Here is a 24,567-nt window from a genome sequence, read left to right on the forward strand (position 1 = left end):
TCTGGTCGTCATTTGGACAAAAACCGCATCCCTTCCTCAAGCCCGCGCAACGTCAGCGGATACATCTGATCCTCGATCAGATCGCGCACAATATTGGTCGACGAGGTATAGCCCCAGGTATCTTTTGGATACGGATTGATCCAGATGAGCTTCTTGTACTTCTCCATGAAGCGCTGCATCCAGACATAACCCGGCTCTTCGTTCCAGTGCTCGACGCTGCCGCCCGCCTGAGTGATTTCATACGGCGCCATGGCGGCGTCACCGATGAAGATCACCTTGTAGTCGGCGCCGTACTTGTGCAGCAGGTCCTGCGTCGAAGTGCGCTCTGAGGTGCGGCGCATGTTGTTCTTCCACACCGATTCATAAACGAAGTTGTGGAAGTAGAAGTACTCCAGGTGCTTGAACTCGGTCTTGCAGGCCGAGAACAGCTCCTCGCAGATCTTCACGTGCGCGTCCATCGAGCCGCCGATATCGAACAGCAACAACAGCTTCACCGTGTTGCGGCGCTCCGGGCGCATCTGGATATTCAGCAGGCCGGCATCCTTGGCGGTGTGGTCAATGGTGCCGTCGATATCGAGCTCTTCCGCGGCGCCCTGACGCGCGAACTTGCGCAGACGACGCAGCGCGACCTTGATATTGCGCGTACCCAGTTCCACCGAGTCATCGAGGTTCTTGTACTCGCGCTGATCCCAGACTTTTACCGCTTTGCCCTGCCGTTTGCCGGCATCACCGACCCGAATGCCTTCCGGGTTGAATCCACCGGAACCGAACGGGCTGGTGCCGCCGGTGCCGATCCATTTGTTGCCGCCGGCATGGCGTTCCTTCTGTTCTTCCAGGCGCTTCTTGAACTCTTCGATCAGCTTGTCCAGACCGCCGAGGGACTGGATCTGTGCGCGTTCTTCGTCGCTCAGTGAGCGCTCGAACTCCTTGCGCAGCCAGTCTTCGGGAATCAGCGCCTGCAAGTGATCATCGAGCTTTTCGAGGCCGTTGAAGTAGGCGCCGAACGCGCGGTCGAACTTGTCGAAATGACGTTCGTCCTTCACCAGAATCGCCCGCGACAAGTAGTAGAACTCGTCCATGTCGGCGAAGGTCACGCGCTGTTTCAGCGCGTTGATCAGGTCGAGCAGCTCGCGCACCGACACCGGCACCTTGGCTGCACGCATTTCATTGAACAGGTTGAGCAGCATGGCATCAGCCTCTTAGCGGGTGCCGCGACGGCTCATGAACGCCAGACGCTCAAGCAATTGCACGTCCTGTTCGTTCTTCACCAAGGCGCCGGCCAACGGTGGGATGGCCTTGGTCGGATCGCGTTCGCGCAGCACCGCTTCGCCAATATTGTCGGCCATCAGCAGCTTCAGCCAGTCGACCAGTTCCGAAGTCGACGGCTTCTTCTTCAGGCCCGGCACTTTGCGCACGTCGAAGAACACGTCCAGCGCTTCGCTGACCAGATCCTTCTTGATGTCCGGGTAGTGCACGTCGACGATTTTTTGCAGGGTGGTGCGGTCGGGGAAAGCGATGTAGTGGAAGAAGCAGCGGCGCAGGAACGCGTCCGGCAGCTCTTTCTCGTTGTTGGAGGTAATGATGATGATCGGGCGTTTCTTGGCCTTGATGGTCTCGTCGATCTCGTAAACGTAGAACTCCATCTTGTCGAGTTCTTGTAGCAAGTCGTTGGGGAATTCGATGTCGGCCTTGTCGATCTCGTCGATCAGCAGAATGACCCGCTCTTCGGACTCGAAAGCCTCCCAGAGCTTGCCTTTCTTCAGGTAGTTGCGCACGTCGTGGACTTTCTCGTTGCCCAGCTGCGAGTCGCGCAGACGGCTGACCGCATCGTACTCGTACAGACCCTGATGAGCCTTGGTGGTGGACTTGATGTGCCAGGTGATCAACCTGGCGCCGAACGATTCGGCCAGTTGCTCGGCGAGCATGGTCTTGCCGGTGCCCGGCTCGCCCTTGACCAGCAGCGGCCGTTCCAGGGTGATAGCGGCGTTGACCGCCAGCTTCAGGTCATCGGTGGCGACGTAGGCCTGGGTGCCTTCGAACTTCATCTGCTAATCCTCGAACGGTAACGCCGACCTGAACGGGCAGGGCGGGGGGCGAAATAATCGGATGCCCGACTATAACGCGCAGGCCGGTCGACTGTGAACGCAGACGGCTTATTCAGTCTCTGAATGGGGCGTCACATGTTGACTCAGTCTCGGCGCTTGGCCAGTATTCAGGCCTCGTTGATTTGGCGATAGCCTTTAGGGTGTCCACTGAATCTGTGGCGAGGGAGCTTGCTCCCGCTGGGCTGCGAAGCAGTCCCCCATGTGCCTGGAGGCGCTGAATTGATGCTATCCATGAAACGACCACGCTTGGCGGCAGTTACTGCACTCTCTGATTGCCGGCTTGCACTGGACTTTGTTGATGGTCGAGCGCTGACACTCGATTTGAGTCGAGATATTCAGACGTGTAAGCAGTTGCAGCCCTTGCTTGATCCCCAAGTCTTTGCGACTGCCATCTTGGGCGATAAAGGTTGGACCGTTGAATGGCCGGCCCCGGATATTCAGATTGGCGCCGATACTCTATATCTGGATGCTTTTCCAGAAATGAACCCTAACCCGCATCCGGCTTCGGCCGCTCATACCGCGCATTGAATGCCTGTACAAAGCCATTGCGCAAAATCTGTAAAAAAGCTTCGAACGCGCTGATATTTTGCTGATGGACGTTGCCGCTGAGTTCGACCTTGGTGGCGAACTGGTTTTTCGCCTGGTTTTTCAGCACGGTTTCTGTGCCGCCCACCAGTGCCTCCCAGACTGAGCGGAAGATGCTCTTGTTCTTGTTTTCCACGTCCTGCTGCCAGTTGAACACTTCGACGTCGCGCAGCAGCGGTTTGATGTAGCCGTTGACCTGGGCTTTCTTGGCTTTGGCCTCGATCACCACATCACCGTGGCCGGCGTTGAAGTCGAACTTGCCGTAAGCCGAGGCGAAGTCGTTCATGCTTTTGAGTTCGATGTCTTTGGCGCGCAGGCGGAATTCGAAGTCTTCGAAATTGCTCAGCGGGTCAAACGTGGCGGTGGTTTCCAGCGGTGCGTGGCCGAGCAGCAGGGCTTTACCCTCGAAACGGGCATCGCGCTTGCCCTGTTTATCAACCACGTTAGTCAGGTTGTAGATGCTGGCCTCGACGTTCGTGGCGTTCATGTTGACCGGCGGTTTGGAGTTGAAATTGCGGAAACTGATCTTGCCCTCATGGATTTGCACTTCGTCGAGGGTGATCGGCAGCAACTTGCCCAGTTGCGCGCGCCAGTCAGTGCCCTGACCGGTCTGGGAATTCTGCTTGTTGGCCCCGCCATCGACGAAGTTGATCTCGGGATTGATGAACTTCACTTGCGCCACGACAGCATGGTCGTACCACAGCGAATGCCAACTGACTGCCAGATCGATCAGCGGCGCATTGACGAACGGCACCGGCACCTTGCCGTCGACTTTGACGATTTTCAGGCCGTTGATTTTGTAGGCGCCGCGCCACAGGGCCAGATCGACATCAGTGATCTGGCCCCGATAGTCACCCATGTCCGCCAGCTTGCCGTTCAGGTAGTCGCGCACCATGTAAGGCAGGGCGATGTGCAGGGCGATCAGCAGCACAACGACGACGGCGAAAATCCCTAGTGGCCAACTGTAGCGACGCTTCATGACGGCAATTCCCTGACGATGTAAGCGATTGACTGTTACGTCGCGCAGACGTTCGACCCGACTGGACTGCGCCAGGCAACAGGCATACCTTTGAAGGCTGAATTCAATGCTGCATAAGGACCCAGCCATGAGCCGTATTTTCGCTGACAACGCCCATTCCATCGGCAACACGCCGCTGGTGCAGATCAACCGCATCGCGCCGCGTGGCGTGACCATTCTGGCCAAGATCGAAGGGCGCAATCCTGGTTACTCGGTCAAGTGCCGGATTGGCGCCAACATGATCTGGGACGCCGAAAGCAGCGGTAAACTCAAGCCGGGCATGACCATTGTCGAGCCGACCTCGGGTAACACCGGCATCGGTCTGGCCTTTGTAGCTGCAGCGCGTGGTTACAAATTGATGCTGACCATGCCGGCCTCGATGAGCATCGAACGCCGCAAAGTCCTCAAGGCACTGGGCGCCGAATTGGTGCTTACCGAGCCTGCCAAAGGCATGAAGGGCGCGATCGAGAAAGCGGGCGAAATCGTCGCCAGCGATGCCGACAAATATTTCATGCCGGCACAGTTCGATAACCCGGCCAACCCGGCCATCCATGAAAAGACCACCGGTCCGGAGATCTGGAACGACACCGACGGTGCTGTCGATGTATTGGTCGCCGGCGTCGGCACCGGTGGAACCATTACCGGCGTGTCGCGGTATATCAAGAACACGCAAGGCAAACCGATTTTGTCGGTGGCGGTGGAGCCCATGTCTTCGCCGGTGATCACCCAGGCGCTGGCCGGCGAAGAGATCAAGCCGAGCCCGCACAAGATTCAGGGCATCGGGGCCGGTTTTGTACCGAAGAACCTTGATCTGTCGATGGTTGACCGGGTCGAGCTGGTTACTGACGAAGAGTCCAAGGCGATGGCGCTGCGTCTGATGCAGGAAGAAGGGATTTTGTGCGGCATCTCCTGCGGTGCAGCGATGGCCGTGGCGGTGCGTCTGGCCGAGACGCCGGAAATGCAGGGCAAGACCATCGTGGTGATTTTGCCGGACTCCGGTGAGCGCTATCTGTCGAGCATGTTGTTCAGCGATCTGTTCACTGAACAGGAGAATCAGCAGTAACCCTGTTGATTCAGATCAGCCAGGGTTCAGGAACCTTATGCTAATAAGTGCTTTGTTGCGCAATTCTTAACACTGAATCTTGTGTAAGGCGGGTTTTGCCCGGCGCCGGTAGTGTTTATCATGGCCGGCTGCCATGCCGGGTAAAGGGCATTGCGCAGCGTTGTCTTTATTCAAGGAGTCGTTGATGACCTTTTCGTTAGCCGCCAAGGTATTGGTGCTGCTGCTGTTTGTGGGCAGCATCCTCTATGTGCATTTGCGCGGCAAGGCGCGTTTGCCGGTTCTGCGCCAGTTCGTCAACCACTCGGCGCTGTTCGCTCCGTACAACGCCTTGATGTACCTGTTCTCCGGCGTGCCGTCCAAGCCGTACCTGGATCGCAGCAAATTCCCGGAACTGGACGTACTGCGCGATAACTGGGAAACCATTCGCGACGAAGCCATGCACCTGTTCGACGAGGGCTATATTCGCGCGGCGGAAAAGAACAACGACGCCGGTTTCGGCTCGTTCTTCAAGAAGGGCTGGAAGCGTTTCTACCTCAAATGGTACGACAAACCGCTGCCATCGGCCGAAGCCCTGTGCCCGAAGACCGTGGCCCTGGTCAGTGCGATTCCAAACGTCAAAGGCGCGATGTTTGCGTTGCTGCCGGGCGGCAGTCACCTCAACCCGCACCGCGATCCGTTTGCCGGCTCGCTGCGCTATCACCTCGGCCTGTCGACGCCAAACTCCGATGATTGCCGGATCTTCGTCGACGGTCAGGTTTACGCCTGGCGCGACGGTGAAGACGTGATGTTCGATGAGACCTACGTGCACTGGGTCAAGAACGAAACCGACCAAACCCGCGTGATTCTGTTCTGCGACGTCGAGCGCCCACTGAGCAATCGCCTGATGACCCGCATCAACCGCGCGATCAGCGCCTGGCTTGGCCGTGCCACCGCACCGCAGAACCTTGATGACGAACGCGTCGGCGGGATCAACCAGGCGTATGCCTGGAGCAAGAACTTCAGCGACAAGTTCAGCGGCGTGGTTAAACAGTGGAAACGCCGTCATCCGAAGGCCTACCGCGTGCTGCGGCCGGTGCTGGCGGTGGTGGTGTTGACGTTGTTGGGGTATTGGCTGTTTGGTTGAGGCTGGATGTTGTAATAAAAAAACCGCTCCTTGTGAGCGGTTTTTTTATGAAGAGAAGGTGAACGAGGCGCCAGCGAGGACGCCTCCTGGCTCTTCCGCGGCTGGATTCACCAATGCTTCTCTGATTCGGTGCAACTCCCGTTCAGAAAACTTTCCAGAAGAGCGTTTCCTATCAGCTTTTATCGATCTGGCGCCTGGCGCCTTTTTTTCAACGGCAGCCTTCATGGTGCCTCCGGCGTTGATCATTAAATGAGCAGTTGCTCGATACTAGTCTTAGTCAATTAGCCCTTGTCCTCCATGGTTGGGGTGTCGCAATTGCAATCCAGCCTATTCACCTTGCAGCCAACTGTCCCTGCTGGCCCTTTGTCCAAATCATTGCAATCCATGTCCCACGCTGGTTATAGTCGGCGCTCGTGAGCCCCGTGGCTTACCTTCCACCCCTTCAAAAAAGATCTGCCCCAATGCCTGCATCCCTCATCAACGCGGTAGTCGATTCAGCGGTCAACGCTGGCGTCGTGCCGTGCGCGGATCAGCAACCCCGGCAGATCAGTCATTACCCCCCACCTGTCAGTAGCACGCCGGTGTGCGCCGTCGTATCGCCGCCGGGCGTTGGCGTTTCGGGCTGATCGGCAGTTTCTGCTGACCCCTGCGCCTGCCAGAAAAATCTACTGAATTTCAGCTTCGGCTGAGTTGGCTTCTTGCCTGACTACAGGTGGTATTCATGTTTGTCCTTTCGAAAAAATCCGCGCTCGCGGCTGCGTCCACGAGCCTGTTCGTTCTGCTGTGGAGCAGCGGGGCGATCTTCTCCAAATGGGGTTTGGCCCACGCTTCACCGTTTGCCTTTCTGTTGATTCGCTTTGTGATTGCCCTGTGCGGGCTGATGCTGTTGGCGCCGTTGCTCAAGCTGAAGTTGCCCAAGGGCGGACGGCCGATGCTGTTTGCGATTGCCACGGGTGTGGTGTTGTTGGGCGCGTATCAGATTTTCTATCTGCTGGCGCTCAACACCAGAGTCACCCCCGGTGTGATGGCGACCATCATGGGCGTGCAGCCGATTCTCACCGTGGTGATGATGGAACGGCAGCGTTCCGCGCGCCGGATGTTCGGGCTGGCGCTGGGGCTGGCGGGGCTGATCATGGTGGTTTACCAGGGCATCGGTCTGGCCGGGATGTCCTGGGCGGGGATGCTGTTTGGTCTGCTGGCGCTGGCGAGCATGACGCTGGGCTCGATCATGCAGAAACGCATCACCGACAATCCTCTCGGCACACTGCCGGTGCAGTACCTGGCCGGGCTGTTGTTGTGCGGGATTTTCGTGCCGTTCCAGCCATTTCATTTTGAACACAGCGCAGGTTTCATCGTGCCGGTGTTGTGGATGGGGCTGGTGGTCTCGGTGCTGGCGACGCTGTTGCTGTATCGACTGATTGCGCGGGGCAATCTGGTGAATGTCACCAGTTTGTTCTATCTGGTGCCGGCGGTGACGGCGGTGATGGATTACCTGATTTTCGGCAATCGCCTGGCAGCGTTGAGTGTGCTGGGGATGCTGTTGATTGTGGTCGGCCTGGCATTTGTGTTCCGTAAAACCAGCTAACAGATCGTCAGGTGGCGGCTTTTAGGCCGCCGATCGCGAGCAGGCTCACTCAGGGGAACGCATTCCAATTGTAGGAGTGAGCCTGCTCGCGATGGCCTTTTCGGCCACAGCACAAATTTATCGGGCCGGCACCTCAGCCGGCTTCACCACCGCAGGCTTCAACACCAGCCACAACGCCAACGCAATCAACACCCCGCCATACAAGTGCGCCATCGACAACGGCTCATCCAGCAGCAACGCCCCCCACAACACCCCGAACGGCGGAATCATGAAGGTCACGGTCATCGATTTCACCGGGCCGATCGAACTCAGCAGGCGGAAATAAATGATGTACGCAAACGCCGTGCATCCCAGGCCCAGGCCGAGCAGCGACAGCCAGACATTCCAGCCGCCCCAGCTCGCGGGTGGCGCGGTGATGACGCTGTAGCCGAACAGTGGCAACAAGAACACAGTGGCGCCGAGCATGCTGCCCAACGCCGACAAACGACTGTCCAGCCCACCCGCCTGATCCAGCCAGCGCCGCGCGAGGAATCCGGCGAAACCATAACAAGTGGTTGCCAGCAGACAGGCGAGGGCGCCCATCAGCAGTTGCAGATCGAACGCAACGGGACCGGCGCGGGTCAGTACGCCGACACCGAACAGGCCGAGAAACACCCCGCCGAGTTTGGCTGCGGTGAGCCTTTCACTGAAGAACAGACCGCCAATCAGCACACCCATCAACGGCGTGGTGGCATTGAAGATCGCCGAATAACCGGCCGGCAGCACCTGCGCCGCCACCGAATACAGCGTCGCCGGAATCCCCGAGTTGATCACACCCAGCAACATCACGGTTTTCAGCTTGCCCTTGAAATCCCAGCTGATGCGCATCAACCCGACAATCACCAGCAGGCCGACAGCGGCAATCGATACGCGGAAAAAGGCTGTCGGAATCGTGCCGACCACCGGCGCAATAATGCGCATGAACAGAAAACTCGCGCCCCAAATGGCCGCCAGCGACAACATACGGAAAATATCGACAGGGCTCACGGCGGGTCTCCTTCCTTGATCGGGACGAGAGTGTTGCCGAGTGCCCTGACGATGGCAACCGCTATTGCGGCATGCAACTTTTACCTAGATGACAAAGCGCGTGACCAGACCGTTGAGGTCGACCGCCAGACGCGACAGTTCCTGGCTCGCCGCCGAAGTTTGCGTCGCTCCGGCGGCAGTCTGGGTTGAGAGGTCGCGGATGGTCACCAGATTCTGATCGACCTCGCGAGCGACCAGCGCCTGTTGCTCGGCTGCGCTGGCGATCACCAGATTGCGCTGGTTGATCTGCGAAATCGATGCAGTGATTTTCTCCAGTGCCTGCCCCGCACTGTTGGCCCGGCGCAGGGTTTGCCCGGCCTGCTCGGCACTGCTTTGCAACGCGCCAACGGTAGCGCCGGTGCCTTGCTGGATGCTGCTGATCATCAGCTCGATTTCTTCGGTGGAGTTCTGCGTGCGTTGTGCCAGCGAACGCACTTCATCGGCGACCACGGCAAAGCCGCGCCCGGCCTCACCGGCCCGGGCCGCTTCGATGGCCGCGTTGAGCGCCAGCAGGTTGGTTTGCCCGGCAATCCCGCGAATCACTTCCAGCACTTTGCTGATGTCCTGCGCCTGAGTGGCCAGACCCTCCGCTTGTCCGGAGGCGCCCAGCACGGCGCTGACCAGTTCCTGAATCGAGCTGATGGTTTCGCTGACCTGCACATGCCCGTGCTTGCTGTCCTCATTTGAAGCGGCGGACGCCTCGGCACTGGACACCGCGTTGGCCGCGACTTCGTCCACCGCCGTGCTCATCTCGGTAACAGCCGTGGCCGCTTGTTCGATCTGGTCGTTCTGCTGTTGCAGGCCGCGCGTGCTTTGCTCCATCACCGAGCTCATTTCCTCGGCGGCGGAGGCCAGTTGCTGTGCCGATTCGCTGATGCCGCGGATGGTCGAGCGCAGATTGCCCTGCATCTCGGCCAAGGCGTCGAGTAGTTGCGCCGCCTCATCTTTACCGGTGCTGGTGATCTGACCGCTGAGGTCTCCGGCGGCAATGCGCCGGGCCACATTCAGGGCCTGATTGATCGGGGTGGTGATGCTGCGTGTCAGTAACCAGGCCAATAACAGGGTGGCAATCAGGGCAACCACGATGATCGTCGCGACGATCCACAGCGCCCGTTGGTACATCGCCGCAGCGGCATCGGCGGCGGCGTCGGCACCCTGTTGGTTGAGGCTGATCATCTGCTCCAGCGTCTTGTCGAGTACGGTTCCCTGTGGTGCCAATTCATTGTTAAGACGCGTGTAGGCCTGTTCAGTCTGCCCGGCGTCGATCTGGCCGATGATTTGTTCGAGGATGCTCATGTACTTGGCGGCGTTGGCATTCAAACCTTCGAGCATCACCCGTTCTTCCTCGCTGGCGAGCAGGGTTTTGTGATCGTTAAGGCGTTTGAGCAATTCCTCGCGCTGCGCCCTGATGATGCCTTTGCTTCTGTCGCGCACGGCAGGCTGAGTGCTGGTGATCAATCGCAACGATTCGAGACGGATGCTGGCGATGTTCGCCGCCGCGTCATGGATGCTCTCGATGCTCGGCATCCAGGACTCTTCAATCACGGCTGCACTCTCGCGCAGGGTCTTCATCTGGCCCAGACCGAACAGGCCGACCACCACCAGCAGACTGGCCAAAACGGCGAAACTCAAACTGGCGCGCAAACCTATGCGCAGATTCCGGATAGACATCAGTGTGCTCCTTGATCTTTGAAGGGGGGAGGTCGTCCTCGTCAGGCGAGGATCTTGTTATGAGGCGGGTGCTGGCGGGCTGTATATCAAAGTGCCACTATTTTGGTAAGACCAATCTGGAATAGCCGCTGATGTTCCGTGGTTTCACAGCAAAGCCACGGCCTAGAGGGGCTTGCGGGTATTGGATCCGAAGCCCAGAGAATTCGCGGGCTGGGGCAGAGCGGCAAGAAGGACCAGTGAGGTGATTAACTGACCGAACGGTCGATTAAAAAAACTTTGCAAAAAACTGTGTCGTCGGACGCGCGTGGCGCAGATTTGGCGGAAATTGCACTTCACGCGCACACGCTTGCGTGGCTAAGCTCAGGCACGGATTTCCCACGCACGCCGAGGTCTTATCTATGCCGCAGCAATGGCCAGCCACCGACATCGCCCGCATGATCCTCGATGGCTTTGACGATTACCGCGAGCATTTCCGGCGGATTACCGACGGCGCCCGGGAACGCTTCGAGCAGGCGCGCTGGCAAGAGACGCAAACCGCGTCGGCGGCGCGGATCAACCTCTACGAAGAAAAGGTCGGCGAAACCATCGCCCGCCTGCGCGAATACTTCGACGATGAAACGCTGATGAATGTCAGCTGCTGGCCGCTGGTGAAAAGCGCCTACATCAGCGTCATCGATCTGCGCTTCGACGATGAGCTGTCCGAGACCTGGTACAACTCGATTTTCTGCGGGCTGTTCAGCCACGACCTGATCAGCGACGGCTGCATGTTCATCCACACCACCCGTCCGAGCCTGCGTCGTGCCCGCGCCGCACAGACCCGCACCTACAAGCCGCAAGGGCAGTTGTCGGGGATGCTCGCGAGCATTTTTGCCGACTACCGTTTCAGCGAGGATTACGCTGATTTGCCCGGCGACCTGCTTCGGCTCGAAGCGCAATTGCGTGAGAACCTGCCGGACTGGGTGTGCAAGGATCCAGAGCTGAGCGTCGAACTGTTTTCCTCGGTGCTGTACCGCAACAAGGGCGCGTATCTGGTCGGGCGCATCTACACCCGCGACGAACAGTGGCCGCTGGTGATTCCGCTGTTGCACCGCGAAGGGCGCGGGATCCAGATTGACGCGCTGATCACCGACGAAGCCGATGTATCGATCATCTTCTCGTTCACCCGTTCGTATTTCATGGTCGACGTGCCGGTGCCGGCGGAGTTCATCGGCTTTTTGCGGCGCATTTTGCCGGGCAAGCACATCGCCGAGTTGTACACCTCGATCGGTTTCTACAAGCACGGCAAATCCGAGTTTTACCGCGCACTGATCAATCATCTGGCCAACACCGATGACCAGTTCATCATGGCCCCCGGCGTGCGCGGGATGGTCATGAGCGTGTTCACCCTGCCGGGTTTCAACACGGTGTTCAAAATCATCAAGGACCGTTTCTCACCGTCGAAAAACGTCGACCGCGCGACAGTCATCGAGAAATATCGGCTGGTGAAAAGCGTCGACCGGGTAGGGCGCATGGCCGACACCCAGGAATTTGCCGACTTCCGTTTTCCTCTGAGTAAATTCGATCCGGCGTGCCTTGAGGAGTTGCTGGAAGTGGCGCCATCGACGGTCTCGGTCGAGGGCGAAACCGTGCTGATCCGCCATTGCTGGACCGAACGGCGGATGACCCCGCTCAACCTCTATCTGGAAAACGCCAACGAGGCGCAGGTGCGCGAGGCGCTGGAGGATTACGGCCTGGCGATCAAGCAACTGGCGGCGGCGAACATCTTTCCCGGTGACATGTTGTTGAAGAACTTCGGCGTCACCCGGCATGGGCGTGTGGTGTTTTATGACTACGACGAAATCTGCTTCCTGACCGAAGCCAACTTTCGCCACATCCCTGCGCCGCGTACGCCCGAAGATGAGATGGCCTCCGAGCCGTGGTATTCGATCGGGCCGCTGGATGTGTTTCCCGAGGAGTTTCCACCGTTCCTGTTTGCCGATTCGGGGCAGCGCAAGTTGTTCGATCAGTTGCATGGCGAGTTGTATAACGCCGATTACTGGAAGAGCTTGCAGGAGGCGATTCGGGCGGGGAAAGTCATTGATGTTTTCCCGTATCGGCGTAAAGGGTTGGATAACGAATAAGCCAGAAACCCTCACCCCAGCCCTCCCGAAACGTCGGACCGCCCAGAGGGAGAGGGGGCCGACCGAGGTGTCTTGCGTCAAGCACCGACCTGAGAGCCCTTGGCGATTATGGATTCGGTAAAGCAGTTTCAGGTCGCTGAACATCCTCAGCATCCCCCAATCGGCCCCCTCGCCCTGAGCGAGAGGGGGGCCGACCGAGGTGTCTTGGGTTAAACGCCGACCTGAAAGAGCTTGGCGATTATGGATTCGGTGATGCGCGTTCAGGTCGGTGAAGCTGGCAAAGTTGACTCGGTCGGTCCCCTCTCCCCCCGGGAGAGGGCTAGGGTGAGGGCAGCAATCCCCCTGACACGCCACAAATCCGCCAAATCTGCGACAATCCGCCCCCTGCATAAATAGACGACCGAATTGCCTACCCGATGACCGACGAATCGCCCTCCATCGACAAACTGCTGAAAAACCTCGATCACGCCATGCTCGCCGACCGTCACCGGCTGCGGCGGCAGTTGCTTGAGCTGCGCAAGAAACCCGATGAGGCCAAACTGGCCCAGTGGGTGACGCGCATGCAAGCGTCCTGTGATCAGGTGTTGGCGCGCAAGGCGAGCCTGCCGGTGATTCGTTACGACGACAGTTTGCCGATTGCGGCCAAGCGCGACGAGATCAAAAAAGCGCTGGAGCAGCATCAAGTCCTGATCATCGCCGGCGAAACCGGCTCGGGTAAAACCACCCAGTTGCCGAAAATCTGTCTGGAAATCGGTCGCGGTCAGCATGGCTTGATCGGTCACACCCAGCCGCGTCGAATCGCTGCGCGCAGCGTCGCCAGCCGGGTCGCCGAAGAACTCGGCACGCCGCTCGGTTCGCTGGTCGGCTATCAGGTGCGCTTCGAGGATCAAAGCGATTCCAACACCCTGATCAAACTGATGACCGACGGCATTCTGCTTGCGGAAACCCAGAACGATCGCTACCTCGAACGCTACGACACGATCATCGTCGACGAAGCCCACGAACGCAGCCTGAACATCGACTTCCTGCTCGGTTACCTGAAAACCCTGCTGCCGCGTCGCCCGGATCTGAAAGTCATCATCACTTCGGCGACCATCGATCTCGAGCGCTTTTCCAGGCATTTCGATGACGCGCCGATTGTTGAGGTGTCGGGCCGTACCTTCCCGGTGGACACCTGGTATCGCCCGCTGACCCTGGAGCAGGACGAAGAGGGCAACCGCGTCGAAGATGACCTGACGGTGGATCAGGCGATCCTCGCCACCCTCGATGAAATTGCCGCTTACGAGCGCAGTGAACGCCGCAGCCCCGGTGACGTGCTGGTGTTCCTGCCGGGTGAGCGCGAGATTCGCGACGCCGCCGACATGCTGCGCAAGGCCCAGCTCAAACACACTGAAATTCTGCCGCTGTACGCGCGCCTGTCGCCGGCCGAACAGCAGCGGATTTTCCAGTCGCACCCGGGCCGTCGCGTGGTGCTGGCGACCAACGTCGCCGAGACCTCGCTGACCGTGCCGGGCATCCGTTACGTGATCGACAGCGGCACTGCGCGCATCAGCCGCTACAGCTATCGCGCCAAGGTCCAGCGCCTGCCGATCGAGGCGATTTCCCAGGCCAGCGCCAATCAGCGTAAAGGTCGTTGCGGCCGGGTCGAGCCGGGTATCTGCATCCGTTTGTACAGCGAAGAAGATTTCCTCGGTCGCCCGGAATTCACCGATCCGGAGATTCTGCGCACCAACCTCGCGGCGGTTATCTTGCAGATGCTGCATCTGCGCCTTGGCGAGATCACTGCGTTCCCGTTTATCGAGCCGCCGGACGGCAAGGCGATCAGTGACGGTTTCAACCTGCTGCAAGAGCTCTCGGCAGTCGATCGCAACAGTCAGTTGACCCCGCTCGGTCGCCAATTGGCGCGCTTGCCGGTGGACCCGCGCATGGGTCGTATGCTGCTCGAAGCGGCCAAGCTCGGCAGCTTGCAGGAAGTGCTGATCGTCGCCAGTGCGATGTCGATTCAGGATCCGCGCGAGCGGCCGCCGGAGCGCCAGCAAGCTGCTGATCAGGCCCACGCGCAATGGAAGGACGTTGATTCGGACTTCGCCGGATTGGTGAATCTTTGGCGTGGCTTTGAAGAGCAGCGCCAGGCGCTGACGGCCAGTCCGTTACGCAACTGGTGCCGCAAGAACTTCCTCAACTACCTGCGCTTGCGCGAATGGCGCGATTCCCATCGTCAGTTGAGCCTGATCTGCCGCGACATGCAGCTGAGCCTGAATAAAGAGCCGGCCGATTATCCGAAACTGCACAAAGCGGTGCTGGTCGGTCTGCTCAGCCAGATCGGTCAGAAAACCGAGGACGGCGACTACCTCGGTGCGCGTCAGCGTCGCTTCTGGATTCACCCGTCGTCGGGCATCGGCAAGAAGCGTCCGCAATGGCTGATGACCGCCGAACTGGTGGAAACCACCAAGCTCTATGCGCGCATGGTCGCCAAGATCGACGCCGACTGGATCGAGCCGCTGGCCGGCCACCTGATCAAGAAAAATCACTTCGAACCGCACTGGGAGAAGAAGCGTGGCCAAGTCGTGGCGTTCGAGCAGATCACTCTGTTCGGGCTGATCGTGGTCGGCCGCCGACCGGTGCATTACGGCCCGGTCGATCCAGTGGTTTCGCGCGAGCTGTTCATCCGCGAAGGCCTGGTGCGCGGCGAGATTCAGTCCAGAGCCAAATGCCTGACGGCCAACCAGCAACTGCTGGAACAGCTCGACGAACTGGAAGCCAAGGCCCGTCGCCGCGACATTCTCGCCGACGAAGAAACCCTCTACGCGTTCTACGATGCGCGGCTGCCGGCGGAGATTCACCAGACCGCGACGTTCGACAGTTGGTATCGCATCAACAGTCAGAAAGATCCGCAGTTGTTGATCATGCGCGAAGAAGACGTGCTGGCTCGCGAGGCCAGTGAAGTCACCGCGCGCGATTACCCGGACACGCTGCACATCGGCGATCTGGAGCTGGCGCTGACCTATCACTTCGAGCCCAATCACCCGCGCGACGGCGTGACCCTGCGCGTGCCGGCACCGCTGCTGCCGATGTTGCCGCCGGAGCGTCTGGAATGGCTGGTACCGGGGCTGATCGAGGCCAAGTGCATCGCCCTCGTGCGCAACCTGCCGAAGGCCTTGCGCAAGAATTTTGTGCCGGTGCCGGACTTCATCAAGGCTGCCTTGCAGCGCATGACCTTTGCCGAAGGCTCATTGCCGCAAGCACTGGGCCGCGAATTGTTGCGCATGACCGGCGCGCGGGTCAGCGATGAGGCGTGGGCGGAGGCAGAGCAAGGGGTTGAAGGGCATCTGCGGATGAACCTGGAAATCGTCGACGGCCAGGGCAAGTTCCTCGGAGAGGGGCGCGATCTGGCCGAACTGACCGCGCGGTTTGCCGAGGCCAGTCAGGCTGCGCTGGCAGTGCCGCAGAGTGCGAAAAGTCAGCAACCGGTGGAGGCGAAAGTCTTTGCACCGGTGGCGGAAAAGACTCAGCAGAAGATCGCCGGGCTGTCGATGACGGTGTATCCAGCGTTGGTCGAAGAAGGCGGTACGGTCAAGGAAGGGCGTTTCTCGACCCCGGCCGAGGCCGAGTTCCAGCATCGTCGCGCCTTGCAGCGTCTGTTGATGCAGCAACTGGCGGAACCGGCCAAGTTCCTGCGCGGTAAATTGCCAGGGCAGACCGAGTTGGGCTTGCTCTATCGCGAGCTGGGCCGGGTTGATGCGTTGGTCGAAGACATTCTGCTGGCCAGCCTCGACAGCTGCATTCTTGAGGGCGAAGACCCGTTGCCGCGCGACGGCGCCGGGTTGGCGGCACTGGCCGAGCGTAAACGCGGCAGTTGGACCGAGCATGCCGAGCGCGTGGCGCGCCTGACCCTGGAGATTCTCAAGCTGTGGCACGGTTTGCAGAAACGCTTCAAAGGCAAGATCGACCTCGCTCAGGCGGTGGCGCTGAACGACATCAAGCAACAGATCAACAATCTGGTTTACCCGGGGTTTGTCCGTGAGACGCCGATGCAATGGCTCAAGGAATTGCCGCGGTATCTGAAAGCGGTCGAGCAGCGTTTCGAAAAGCTCGGTGCGCAGGTGCAGAAGGACCGTGTCTGGAGCGGCGAACTCGCCGGTCTCTGGGCGCAATACCAGACCCGTGCGGCCAAACATGCGCAGGAAGGCAAACGCGATCCGCAGCTTGAGTTGTATCGCTGGTGGCTGGAGGAATACCGGGTGTCGCTGTTCGCCCAGCAGTTGGGCACCAAAACACCGATATCCGACAAACGCCTGAACAAGCAGTGGACCCAGGTCGAACCGTGACGTTGATCGTTCCCACGCTCTGCGTGGGAATGCCTCTGGGGACGCTCCGCGTCCAGTGACGCGGAGCGTCACGGGCTGCATTCCCACGCAGGAGCGTGGGAACGATCATCCGTGTTGATCTTGAGAAAGGCGCCAAAAGGCCCCGTTTATGGCAAACTTCGCGACCATAAACGCCGGTTTCGCGACCCAGAGCCTTCGGCCGTGGTGTGAGACGGAATAAAGCGATGCCAGGTTTGCGTCCCCCGGACGGGAATAGACCCTTTGCGTGTTGGTACGACGGTTCCAGCACTTTCTGCCTGAACAGATTAGAGAAACGACCATGCATAACGTCGTCATCAGCGGCACCGGCCTGTATACCCCGGCCAACAGCATCTCCAACGAAGAGCTGGTGCAGTCTTTCAATACCTACGTCGCGCAGTTCAACGCCGACAACGCCGAGGCCATTGCCAGCGGCGAAGTCCAGGCCCTGACCGAATCCAGCGCTGCCTTCATTGAAAAAGCGTCGGGCATCAAGAGTCGCTTTGTCATGGACAAGGACGGCATTCTCGATCCACTGCGCATGGCCCCGCGCCTGCCGGAACGTTCCAACGACGAGTGGTCGGTGCTGTGCCAGATGGCCATCGGCGCTGCCGAACAGGCCTTGCAGCGTGCCGGCAAAACCGCCGCTGATATCGATGGCGTCATCGTTGCCTGCTCCAACCTGCAACGCGCCTACCCGGCCATCGCCATCGAAGTTCAGGAAGCCTTGGGCATTCAGGGCTTCGGTTTCGACATGAACGTGGCCTGCTCCTCGGCGACTTTCGGTATTCAGGCCGCCGCCAACAGCGTGCAACTGGGCCAGGCCCGGGCGATCCTGATGGTCAACCCGGAAGTCTGCACCGGTCATCTGAACTTCCGTGACCGCGACAGCCACTTCATCTTCGGCGATGCCGCGACTGCGGTGATCATCGAGCGCGCTGACACCGCGACGTCCGAGCACCAGTTCGACGTGGTCAGCACCAAGCTGCTGACCAAGTTCTCCAACAACATCCGCAACAACTTCGGTTTCCTCAACCGCGCGGCTGAAGAGGGCGTCGGTGCCCGCGACAAGCTGTTCGTGCAGGAAGGCCGCAAGGTGTTCAAGGATGTCTGCCCGATGGTTGCCGAGCTGATTGGCGAACACCTGGAAGAAAACCAACTCAACGTCGGCGACGTGAAGCGCTTCTGGCTGCACCAGGCCAACCTGAGCATGAACCACCTGATCGTGCGCAAACTGCTGGGCCGCGAAGCCACCGAAGAAGAAGCCCCGGTGATTCTCGACACCTACGCCAACACCAGCTCCGCCGGTTCGGTGATTGCTTTCCACAAGTATCAGGACGATCTGGCTGCCGGTTCGCTGGCTGTCTTGAGTTCGTTCGGTGCAGGCTATTCGATCGGCAGCGTGATTCTGCGCAAGCGTTGAAAAGAGGTTTAATTTCCTCTTAATCGCGCCGATCTTTCCTACATCCGATTCGGCTCAAACGCTGTAATTTTCGGGAATGGCGGCAGGTGCAGACCTGCCGCGATCATTTTCGGAATCGGCACAAGGAGATTTTTGGATGGCGGCTGACGACACCCAACTGCTTGCGCGCCTGCTGGCAGGTGAGCAACAGGCTTTCAAGGAACTGGTGACGACGTATCAAAGCGCCATGCGCGCCGTGGCCTATGCCATTGTCGGCCAGCGTCATGTCGAAGAAGTGGTGCAGGACGCGTGGCTGTCCGTGGTGCGCCACATCGCCGGTTTCGAAGGTCGTTCCAGTCTCAAGACCTGGCTGTTGACCATCACCGCCAACTCAGCCAAAAGCCGTTACAAACACAATCGCCGCGAAGTGTTGATGGATGATTTGCCATCGCCCCACGGCACGATCGACGACGATCGTTTTTCTCCCGGTGACGGCCATTGGCTGGTCGCCCCGTTCGCCTGGCACCAGGACACACCGGAAGCGTTGCTGACCGAAAGCGAATTGCGCGACTGTCTGGAGCACACCCTGCTGAACCTGTCGGAACTGCAAAGCAGCGTTTTGCTGTTGCGTGAACGCCAGGGCCTGGAGCTGGAAGAGATCTGTAATCTTCTGGAGATCTCGCTCTCCAATGTCCGTGTGCTGCTGCATCGTGCGCGGCTGAAAGTCTTCGCGACCGTGGAGCATTTTGAGGAGACCGGGGAATGTTGACCTGTAAGGAGCAAGTGGCGCGCTCCAGCGATTATCTCGATGGCCAATTGAGCTTTCGCGAAAAACTGATGGTGCGTCATCACCTGATGTTCTGCCCGAACTGTCGGCGTTTCATTCGTCAGATGCGTTTGATGCAGGCCACTTTGAAGGCGATGCCGGAGAAGCCGCAAGAGGGTGTGGATGCCTTGGCTGAACGCCTGGCCGAGCAACGACGAAAAGATAATCCCCTGTAGGAGCTGTCGAGTGAAACGAGGCTGCGATCTTTTGATCTTTTTTAAGATCAAGATCAAAAGATCGTCCGATCGCGGCCCGAGCCTTCGGCAGCTTCTACAGGGGATTTTTGCATCCTGCAGAAATAGCTCGGTGCGGGCGAGACGAACGGATGATGGGGATCATCCCGCCCGCACCGGGCTATAGGGTGAAGCGTTTTTAGAACTTGGCTTCCGCATCCAGCTGCAGGGTGTTGGCGTCAGCATCACGCTGAGTACGGCTGGCGAAGTCAGCCTTGGTCAGGAAGTACGTGGCGCCGATGGCGAAGTTCTTGTCGATGTCGTAACCGACCTTGAACTTGTGACCGCGCGAACCGGTAGTGCCGTTGGCGAAGTCGGAGTCGGTGAAGGCGCCGACCACGGCGTTGCGCTGCACGTCACGATAGTTGTAATCGAGGTTCAGGCCGAACACCTTCGACTTGGCACCCAACAGCCATGCGGTGTCCTGATCGGTCACGGCATCGTTGTTCTTCACGTACTGACCGTAGAACGACAATGGCATCGGCAGACCGCCGATGTCGACCTGGCTGAACCCTTCATACAGACGGAATTCGTTGTTGGCCGAGTTGCCGTTGACCGCCAGCGCGCACGGTGTGGAAGTACCGGTGCAGCGGCTGTCTTCGTCGTTCTGGTAGGCGTAGACGCTGCCGCCCAGGGTGACTTTCAGGTTGTCGGTGATGTTGAAGCGGCTACCCAACTGGCCAGCGGTCAGACGCAGGTCGTGACGGAATTGCACGCCATCGCCGTCAACGTTGTCCTTGAGGTTGTAGTTACCCAGGCTGCCGAACAGTTCGGCGCTGCTGCCCAACGGGTATTTGTAGGTAACGGCCAGACCTTCCGGGTTGATGTCGCTATCCCAGATCACGTCGCCCATGCTGACCCACGGCTGGAGCATCTTGCCGCCGATGATGTGCAGGTTCTTGATCTGGTCCGGGTGGTAGTCGATGTAGCCGAGGTCGAGCCAGATCTGCTTCTTGTCGAAGTAGTTGTCCTGATCCTGGTTGGTGGAACGGGCATCGTCGCCGCCGCCGGTGGCGATACGAATGCCGGTGTCGACCTGCGGGTTGATCTCGGTGTAGGCACCCAGACGGGCACGGATGCGCTGACGATCCTTGTCGCGGCCGCCGTTGTTCGGCTCGCCGTCGATCTTGATGGTTTCCTGACGAATACGTACGTCGCCCTTGAACTGGGTCTTCGCGGCCCAGGCCAGTTTCTGGTCGAAAGCGCTTTGTTCGGTGCTCTTCTTCGCGACAGCCGCGACTTGTTCGTTGGTCTCTTGCTGCGCCTGCTGCGCGATTTGCTGAGCCTTCTGATCCTTGGCCAGTTCAGTTTGCAGTTCGATGTACTGCGCCTGGGAAATGGAACCGTTAGCCTTGAGCATGTCGAGCAGTTTGGCGTCGACTGCGGCACTGGCCGGAACACTCATGGCCAGCAACAGGCCGCCACACAGGGCCGCCGCAGTTTTCGTGGAAGCAAGACGCATAGCAATCTCCGAAGATGAGAGGGATGGCTGAACCATCCCGGGCACAACCGACGATTTGAACGTCGGAAAACAGTGTCCGGGTAGAACCCGGCGCTCTAAAAACAGGCGCCAGTATCGCGATGGTTTATGACAGAGCAGTGGCACAGTGATGGCAGGTTGATGACGAACGGCCGCTTGGCCAGTCAGTTCTCAAGAGTGACGAGAGCCTGACTCTTACGTTGCTGAATCGATAAACCTGTAAGTTCTGACAGTGGCGGGCGATGCTGGATTGCTGTTTGATCAGGGATCAAAAAACTGTTTTCGAGCGTTTCTCTTATTTGCCGAAAACGACCAGCCAATCCGGAAAGTGAGACATTCAAATGAACAGTGAATTTAGCGCTTTGATTTCATCGGGTGATCTTGATGAAAGTTTCAATGGAGGTCGTGTTCTCACCTTTCGTTTTTACGAGGGTGAGATCGGTGCTGCATTCGACGTTGCAATAGGTCCCGATCGGCGTATTTACCTTGCCGGTACTGTGGTGGGGCGCTTTGCGATAGTCGTTCTGAATCCAGACGGCTCTTTCGTTGAAGATTTTGCCGTTAACGGTATTTTGCTGGATTCCTTTTTCGGCGCTGAACGTTCGATCGGTTACCGGATTGCAGTAGATGACCAAAAGGTACGCATTCTCGGCACCACTGAAGTGTCAAGGAATGGGGTTAAAAGATATTGCCCGGCCATCGCAAGTTACGATTTAAGTGGCGTCCTGGATACAGCTTATGGAAGTGGGGGGTATCAGGTTATCGATCCAGATTTCGAAGATGGTGACCCTCGCTTTATGAGAAATCAATGGGCTCCCAATTGGTCGGTTGCTAATGGGAAAACCTATGTGGCAGCGTTTCGCTTCGCGGATGGTGCATCCAGCGTATTAACGTGTCTTGATGCAACCGGTCAATTCGATCTGACGTTTGCTGATGCGGGAACGATGAGCATAAAGCACCCGCGTGGGGCTCAACTGGAAAGCGTTCGGGCGACGGCGGAGGGGATTTATATGGCTGGTACGTTAGTTGATGCTGGATTAAGTGCGGGAGCGATATGCAGGGTCTCTCTTCGGGGCGAAGTCGATACCAATTACGGCGAAAATGGCTTGATTATTTTTGAAGGCGCCTACTCGGAAGTCAATAGTCTGCCTGGCACTGGTCACTCAAGCTTATTAACGGTGGGGCGTCATGCACGTTTTGAGGAGGGTGAAACATTTATTCGTCATCGAGGTGCATTGCGACGTTTTATGGCTGATGGCTCTGCGGACAAACAGTTTAATAACGGTGATCCGGTGTTCACCGAAATAAACTTCTCAACGGGTTGGTATCACGGTGCGGTACAGGGGGACGGGCGGATTCTTGCATTGGGTTATGCGTCGGATCCACGAGGTTCAGTGGTGCAGCGCTCCAGAGGTATTTTGACGCCTGTTCGTTATAACGAAATGAGCGAAAATATGGCGTCGCCCTCGCCACGCTATGTACTTTGCCGCTTTCTGAGTGATGGCTCTTTGGACAGCAGTTTCGGTCGAGAGCATAAGGGATGGATTAGCTTCAATATTAATGAAAACGCCGTTACGCAAGGCATCGCAGTGCAGCCAGACAACGCAGTGGTCGTTGTAGGAAGCACGGGTGACGGTCGTGCGTATGCCGTGCGGTTCAAGGGCTGACACTCTGGTTCTGCGACTTTGATCTCTTTCGATGTGGTTTATTGTTTTGGCCTGGATTGAAGATCGGGGATACTCGGTGGTGAGAGGGGCATCCATCGAGAAACGAAATGACGCTGCACGTTTATGAAAGTTTATCGGCAGTAGCAGCACAAAGCTGGGATGCGCTGGTGCCTGAAAGCCAGCCATTTGTGCGCCACGCTTTTCTCAGTGCGCTGGAAGACAGCGGCAGCGTTGGCCCTCACACTGGCTGGCAACCTGAGCATTTGCTGCACATCGAAGATGATCGCCTGATCGCCGCATTACCCAGTTATCGCAAGTGGCATTCCTACGGCGAGTACGTGTTCGATCATGGCTGGGCGGACGCCTGCGCCCGCGCCGGCATCGATTACTACCCCAAGCTGTTGACGGCCGTGCCATTCAGTCCGGTCAGCGGCCCGCGCTTGTTGGCGGCCAGTGTCGAAAACGGTTTTGAACTGCTCAAGAGTCTGCCGGGCTACCTGGAGATCGAAGGGCTTTCCAGCGCACACATCAATTTCACCGACCCGTTTACCGACGCGGCGATGGCCGAACAGCCGGGCTGGCTGCAACGCATTGGCTGTCAATATCACTGGCAGAATCGCGGTTATCGCGACTTTCAGGATTTCCTCGACGTGCTCAGTTCACGCAAGCGCAAACAGATGCGCAAGGAGCGCGAGCAAGTGGCGGGGCAGGGCTTTGAATTTGAATGGCTCGAGGGGCGCGAACTGGACGAGGCGCAATGGGATTTTGTCTATGCCTGCTACGCCAACACTTACGCGGTGCGGCGCCAGACGCCGTACCTGACGCGCGAGTTTTTCAGTTTGCTGGCCGAGCGCATGCCCGAGGCGATTCGCGTGGTGTTGGCCAAACAGGGCTCACGCCCGGTGGCGATGGCGTTCAGTCTGGTCGGTGGTGACAGTTTCTACGGGCGCTATTGGGGCTGTCTGGCGGAGTTTGATCGACTGCACTTTGAAACCTGTTTTTATCAGGGCATGGATTACGCGATCGCGCAGGGTTATCAGCGTTTCGATGCTGGCGCTCAGGGCGAGCACAAGCTGATTCGCGGGTTCGAACCGGTGATCACCCATTCATGGCATTACCTGCGGCATCCGGGGTTGAAAGCGGCGGTGAAAGATTCCCTGCAACAGGAACGCGCCGGCATCCTCGCCTATGCCGAAGAAGCGAAAACAGCGTTGCCTTATCGCCAGACATAGATCTCCTTGTGGGAGCGAGCTTGCTCGCGAAAGCGGTGTTTCAGTGACATTGATATCAGCTGACACACCGCCTTCGCGAGCAAGCTCGCTCCCACATTTGATGTGTGTATGCCTTGTCTAGTCTTCCTTGCCCAGCCAGCGATAAATCCCGCCACCGACCACCGCGCCAAGCAGCGGCGCGACCCAGAACATCCATAACTGCGCGAGCGCCCAGCCGCCGACCATCAGCGCCGGCCCGGTACTGCGTGCAGGATTGACCGAGGTGTTGGTCACCGGAATCGAGATCAGGTGAATCAGCGTCAGGCCCAGGCCGATGGCGATCGGGGCCAGCCCTGCCGGCGCGCGTTTATCGGTGGCGCCGAGGATGATGATCACGAACATCGCGGTCATCACGAGCTCAGTGACAAACCCCGCCGCCATCGAATACTTGCCCGGCGAATGCTCGCCATACCCGTTGGAAGCCAGGCCTGCGGCGATGTCGAAGCCTTCCTTGCCGCTGGCGATGTGGGCGATCAGCGCCGCCGCGAGAATCGCGCCGAGCACTTGGGCAATGATGTAGGCGGGTAACTCTTTGGCCGGAAACCGACCACCGACGAACAGACCGACCGACACGGCCGGGTTGAGATGACAGCCGCTGATGTGGCCGATGGCGAACGCCATGGTCAGCACCGTCAGACCAAACGCCAGGGCCACCCCCAGCACCCCGATTCCCAGTGGTGTAGACGCGGCAATCACCGCGCTGCCGCAACCACCCAATACCAACCAGAACGTACCCAACAACTCAGTGACTGAACGTTTGAACAGAGACATGAGAGGCGTCCTTGATAGACCTGCTATCGAGACTGCATCGAGTTGTGCGTCCTTGCAGACTTACGACAGGTTCCGTTCTGGAACCTTGGCTGAGTACAGCAGGCTTTTGGTGGATTTCCAGCGCCCACAAAAAACCGCCAGCGCCCGTGGTTAAAGGGCTGTGGCGGTGATCGTTCCCACACGCTGCGTGGGAATGCCTCAAGGGCCGCTCCGCGTCCAGTGACGCGGAGCCTCAC

At 58.7% G+C, this 24,567-nt stretch carries 19 protein-coding genes; 12 read left to right on the plus strand and 7 right to left on the minus strand.

Annotated features, from left to right (window positions below):
* Positions 1-8 precede the first annotated feature (8 nt).
* Complete coding sequence (locus WA225_RS14965; protein ID WP_007911295.1) at positions 9-1,187, minus strand: vWA domain-containing protein; 1,179 nt, start codon at positions 1,185-1,187, stop codon at positions 9-11.
* Between the two features lie 12 nt (positions 1,188-1,199).
* On the minus strand, positions 1,200-2,045 hold the full coding sequence (locus tag WA225_RS14970) for an AAA family ATPase (RefSeq protein ID WP_123452482.1): 846 nt from the start codon (positions 2,043-2,045) through the stop codon (positions 1,200-1,202).
* Between the two features lie 291 nt (positions 2,046-2,336).
* Between WA225_RS14970 and WA225_RS14975 the strand changes: the two genes are divergently transcribed.
* Positions 2,337-2,633 carry a DUF2442 domain-containing protein gene (locus WA225_RS14975; protein WP_238785231.1) on the plus strand — a complete coding sequence of 99 codons (297 nt, stop codon included), beginning with the start codon at positions 2,337-2,339 and terminating at the stop codon, positions 2,631-2,633.
* Here WA225_RS14975 and WA225_RS14980 read toward each other — a convergent pair.
* A complete protein-coding gene (locus WA225_RS14980; RefSeq protein ID WP_422608487.1) occupies positions 2,593-3,669 on the minus strand; it encodes a DUF748 domain-containing protein in 1,077 nt (358 codons plus the stop codon). The two genes, WA225_RS14975 and WA225_RS14980, sit on opposite strands and share 41 nt — an antisense overlap.
* 127 nt (positions 3,670-3,796) lie before the next feature.
* Between WA225_RS14980 and cysK the strand changes: the two genes are divergently transcribed.
* The 4 genes from cysK to WA225_RS15000 all read left to right on the plus strand — a co-directional run bounded on the left by cysK (position 3,797) and on the right by WA225_RS15000 (position 7,479).
* The gene (gene cysK, locus WA225_RS14985; RefSeq protein ID WP_422608488.1) at positions 3,797-4,771 is read left to right on the plus strand and encodes a cysteine synthase A; all 975 of its coding nucleotides are present in this window, start codon (positions 3,797-3,799) and stop codon (positions 4,769-4,771) included.
* 184 nt (positions 4,772-4,955) lie between these two features.
* Entirely contained in the window at positions 4,956-5,894 is a 939-nt protein-coding gene (locus WA225_RS14990) for an aspartyl/asparaginyl beta-hydroxylase domain-containing protein (protein WP_422608489.1), read from the plus strand.
* A gap of 461 nt (positions 5,895-6,355) precedes the next feature.
* Positions 6,356-6,520 carry a hypothetical protein gene (locus WA225_RS14995; RefSeq protein WP_422608490.1) on the plus strand — a complete coding sequence of 55 codons (165 nt, stop codon included), beginning with the start codon at positions 6,356-6,358 and terminating at the stop codon, positions 6,518-6,520.
* 95 nt (positions 6,521-6,615) lie between these two features.
* Positions 6,616-7,479, plus strand: coding sequence for a DMT family transporter (locus WA225_RS15000; protein ID WP_422608491.1), 864 nt, complete (start codon positions 6,616-6,618; stop codon positions 7,477-7,479).
* Between the two features lie 117 nt (positions 7,480-7,596).
* Here WA225_RS15000 and WA225_RS15005 read toward each other — a convergent pair whose 3' ends face one another.
* Together WA225_RS15005 and WA225_RS15010 are read right to left on the minus strand one after the other, a co-directional pair.
* Positions 7,597-8,505 (minus strand): DMT family transporter, encoded by a 909-nt coding sequence (locus WA225_RS15005; protein ID WP_422608492.1) that lies wholly within the window; start codon positions 8,503-8,505, stop codon positions 7,597-7,599.
* Between the two features lie 84 nt (positions 8,506-8,589).
* Entirely contained in the window at positions 8,590-10,215 is a 1,626-nt protein-coding gene (locus WA225_RS15010) for a methyl-accepting chemotaxis protein (RefSeq protein WP_422608493.1), read from the minus strand.
* 398 nt (positions 10,216-10,613) lie between these two features.
* Between WA225_RS15010 and aceK the strand changes: the two genes are divergently transcribed.
* The 5 genes from aceK (at position 10,614) to WA225_RS15035 (ending at position 19,085) form a co-directional block, all read left to right on the plus strand.
* Positions 10,614-12,335, plus strand: a complete 1,722-nt coding sequence (aceK, locus tag WA225_RS15015) for a bifunctional isocitrate dehydrogenase kinase/phosphatase (protein WP_422608494.1) — start codon at positions 10,614-10,616, stop codon at positions 12,333-12,335.
* 416 nt (positions 12,336-12,751) lie between these two features.
* Positions 12,752-16,663: an ATP-dependent RNA helicase HrpA gene (gene hrpA, locus WA225_RS15020; protein WP_422608495.1), complete on the plus strand. Its 3,912-nt coding sequence runs from the start codon at positions 12,752-12,754 to the stop codon at positions 16,661-16,663.
* Positions 16,664-16,982: 319 nt separating this feature from the next.
* Entirely contained in the window at positions 16,983-18,104 is a 1,122-nt protein-coding gene (locus tag WA225_RS15025) for a beta-ketoacyl-ACP synthase III (RefSeq protein WP_422608496.1), read from the plus strand.
* 136 nt (positions 18,105-18,240) lie between these two features.
* Entirely contained in the window at positions 18,241-18,852 is a 612-nt protein-coding gene (locus WA225_RS15030; RefSeq protein ID WP_422608497.1) for an RNA polymerase sigma factor, read from the plus strand.
* On the plus strand, positions 18,846-19,085 hold the full coding sequence (locus tag WA225_RS15035; RefSeq protein ID WP_422608498.1) for an anti-sigma factor family protein: 240 nt from the start codon (positions 18,846-18,848) through the stop codon (positions 19,083-19,085). The genes WA225_RS15030 and WA225_RS15035 overlap by 7 nt, the downstream gene beginning before the upstream one ends.
* Positions 19,086-19,281: 196 nt before the next feature.
* Here WA225_RS15035 and WA225_RS15040 read toward each other — a convergent pair whose 3' ends face one another.
* Positions 19,282-20,604 (minus strand): putative porin, encoded by a 1,323-nt coding sequence (locus WA225_RS15040; protein ID WP_422608499.1) that lies wholly within the window; start codon positions 20,602-20,604, stop codon positions 19,282-19,284.
* 359 nt (positions 20,605-20,963) lie between these two features.
* On the opposite strand from WA225_RS15040, the gene WA225_RS15045 reads away from it, so the two are divergent.
* Both WA225_RS15045 and WA225_RS15050 read left to right on the plus strand, forming a co-directional pair.
* Entirely contained in the window at positions 20,964-22,289 is a 1,326-nt protein-coding gene (locus WA225_RS15045) for a hypothetical protein (protein ID WP_422608500.1), read from the plus strand.
* Positions 22,290-22,396: 107 nt separating this feature from the next.
* Positions 22,397-23,521: a GNAT family N-acetyltransferase gene (locus tag WA225_RS15050; protein ID WP_422608501.1), complete on the plus strand. Its 1,125-nt coding sequence runs from the start codon at positions 22,397-22,399 to the stop codon at positions 23,519-23,521.
* Between the two features lie 117 nt (positions 23,522-23,638).
* Here WA225_RS15050 and aqpZ read toward each other — a convergent pair whose 3' ends face one another.
* On the minus strand, positions 23,639-24,331 hold the full coding sequence (gene aqpZ, locus WA225_RS15055) for an aquaporin Z (protein WP_422608502.1): 693 nt from the start codon (positions 24,329-24,331) through the stop codon (positions 23,639-23,641).
* Between the last annotated feature and the right edge of the window lie 236 nt (positions 24,332-24,567).

Source organism: Pseudomonas sp., from assembly GCF_049300855.1.
In the GTDB taxonomy this organism is placed as follows: Bacteria; Pseudomonadota; Gammaproteobacteria; order Pseudomonadales; family Pseudomonadaceae; genus Aquipseudomonas.

Coding starts and splice junctions, on each gene's coding strand:
- WA225_RS15030 (WP_422608497.1), top strand. CDS start 18,241: ATGGCGGCTGACGACACCCAACTGCTTGCGCGCCTGCTGGCAGGTGAG.
- aqpZ (WP_422608502.1), bottom strand. CDS start 24,331: ATGTCTCTGTTCAAACGTTCAGTCACTGAGTTGTTGGGTACGTTCTGG.
- WA225_RS14980 (WP_422608487.1), bottom strand. CDS start 3,669: ATGAAGCGTCGCTACAGTTGGCCACTAGGGATTTTCGCCGTCGTCGTT.
- WA225_RS15000 (WP_422608491.1), top strand. CDS start 6,616: ATGTTTGTCCTTTCGAAAAAATCCGCGCTCGCGGCTGCGTCCACGAGC.
- aceK (WP_422608494.1), top strand. CDS start 10,614: ATGCCGCAGCAATGGCCAGCCACCGACATCGCCCGCATGATCCTCGAT.
- WA225_RS15045 (WP_422608500.1), top strand. CDS start 20,964: ATGAACAGTGAATTTAGCGCTTTGATTTCATCGGGTGATCTTGATGAA.
- WA225_RS15035 (WP_422608498.1), top strand. CDS start 18,846: ATGTTGACCTGTAAGGAGCAAGTGGCGCGCTCCAGCGATTATCTCGAT.
- WA225_RS15010 (WP_422608493.1), bottom strand. CDS start 10,215: ATGTCTATCCGGAATCTGCGCATAGGTTTGCGCGCCAGTTTGAGTTTC.
- hrpA (WP_422608495.1), top strand. CDS start 12,752: ATGACCGACGAATCGCCCTCCATCGACAAACTGCTGAAAAACCTCGAT.
- WA225_RS14965 (WP_007911295.1), bottom strand. CDS start 1,187: ATGCTGCTCAACCTGTTCAATGAAATGCGTGCAGCCAAGGTGCCGGTG.
- WA225_RS14975 (WP_238785231.1), top strand. CDS start 2,337: ATGAAACGACCACGCTTGGCGGCAGTTACTGCACTCTCTGATTGCCGG.
- WA225_RS15025 (WP_422608496.1), top strand. CDS start 16,983: ATGCATAACGTCGTCATCAGCGGCACCGGCCTGTATACCCCGGCCAAC.
- WA225_RS14995 (WP_422608490.1), top strand. CDS start 6,356: ATGCCTGCATCCCTCATCAACGCGGTAGTCGATTCAGCGGTCAACGCT.
- WA225_RS14970 (WP_123452482.1), bottom strand. CDS start 2,045: ATGAAGTTCGAAGGCACCCAGGCCTACGTCGCCACCGATGACCTGAAG.
- WA225_RS14990 (WP_422608489.1), top strand. CDS start 4,956: ATGACCTTTTCGTTAGCCGCCAAGGTATTGGTGCTGCTGCTGTTTGTG.
- cysK (WP_422608488.1), top strand. CDS start 3,797: ATGAGCCGTATTTTCGCTGACAACGCCCATTCCATCGGCAACACGCCG.
- WA225_RS15040 (WP_422608499.1), bottom strand. CDS start 20,604: ATGCGTCTTGCTTCCACGAAAACTGCGGCGGCCCTGTGTGGCGGCCTG.
- WA225_RS15050 (WP_422608501.1), top strand. CDS start 22,397: ATGACGCTGCACGTTTATGAAAGTTTATCGGCAGTAGCAGCACAAAGC.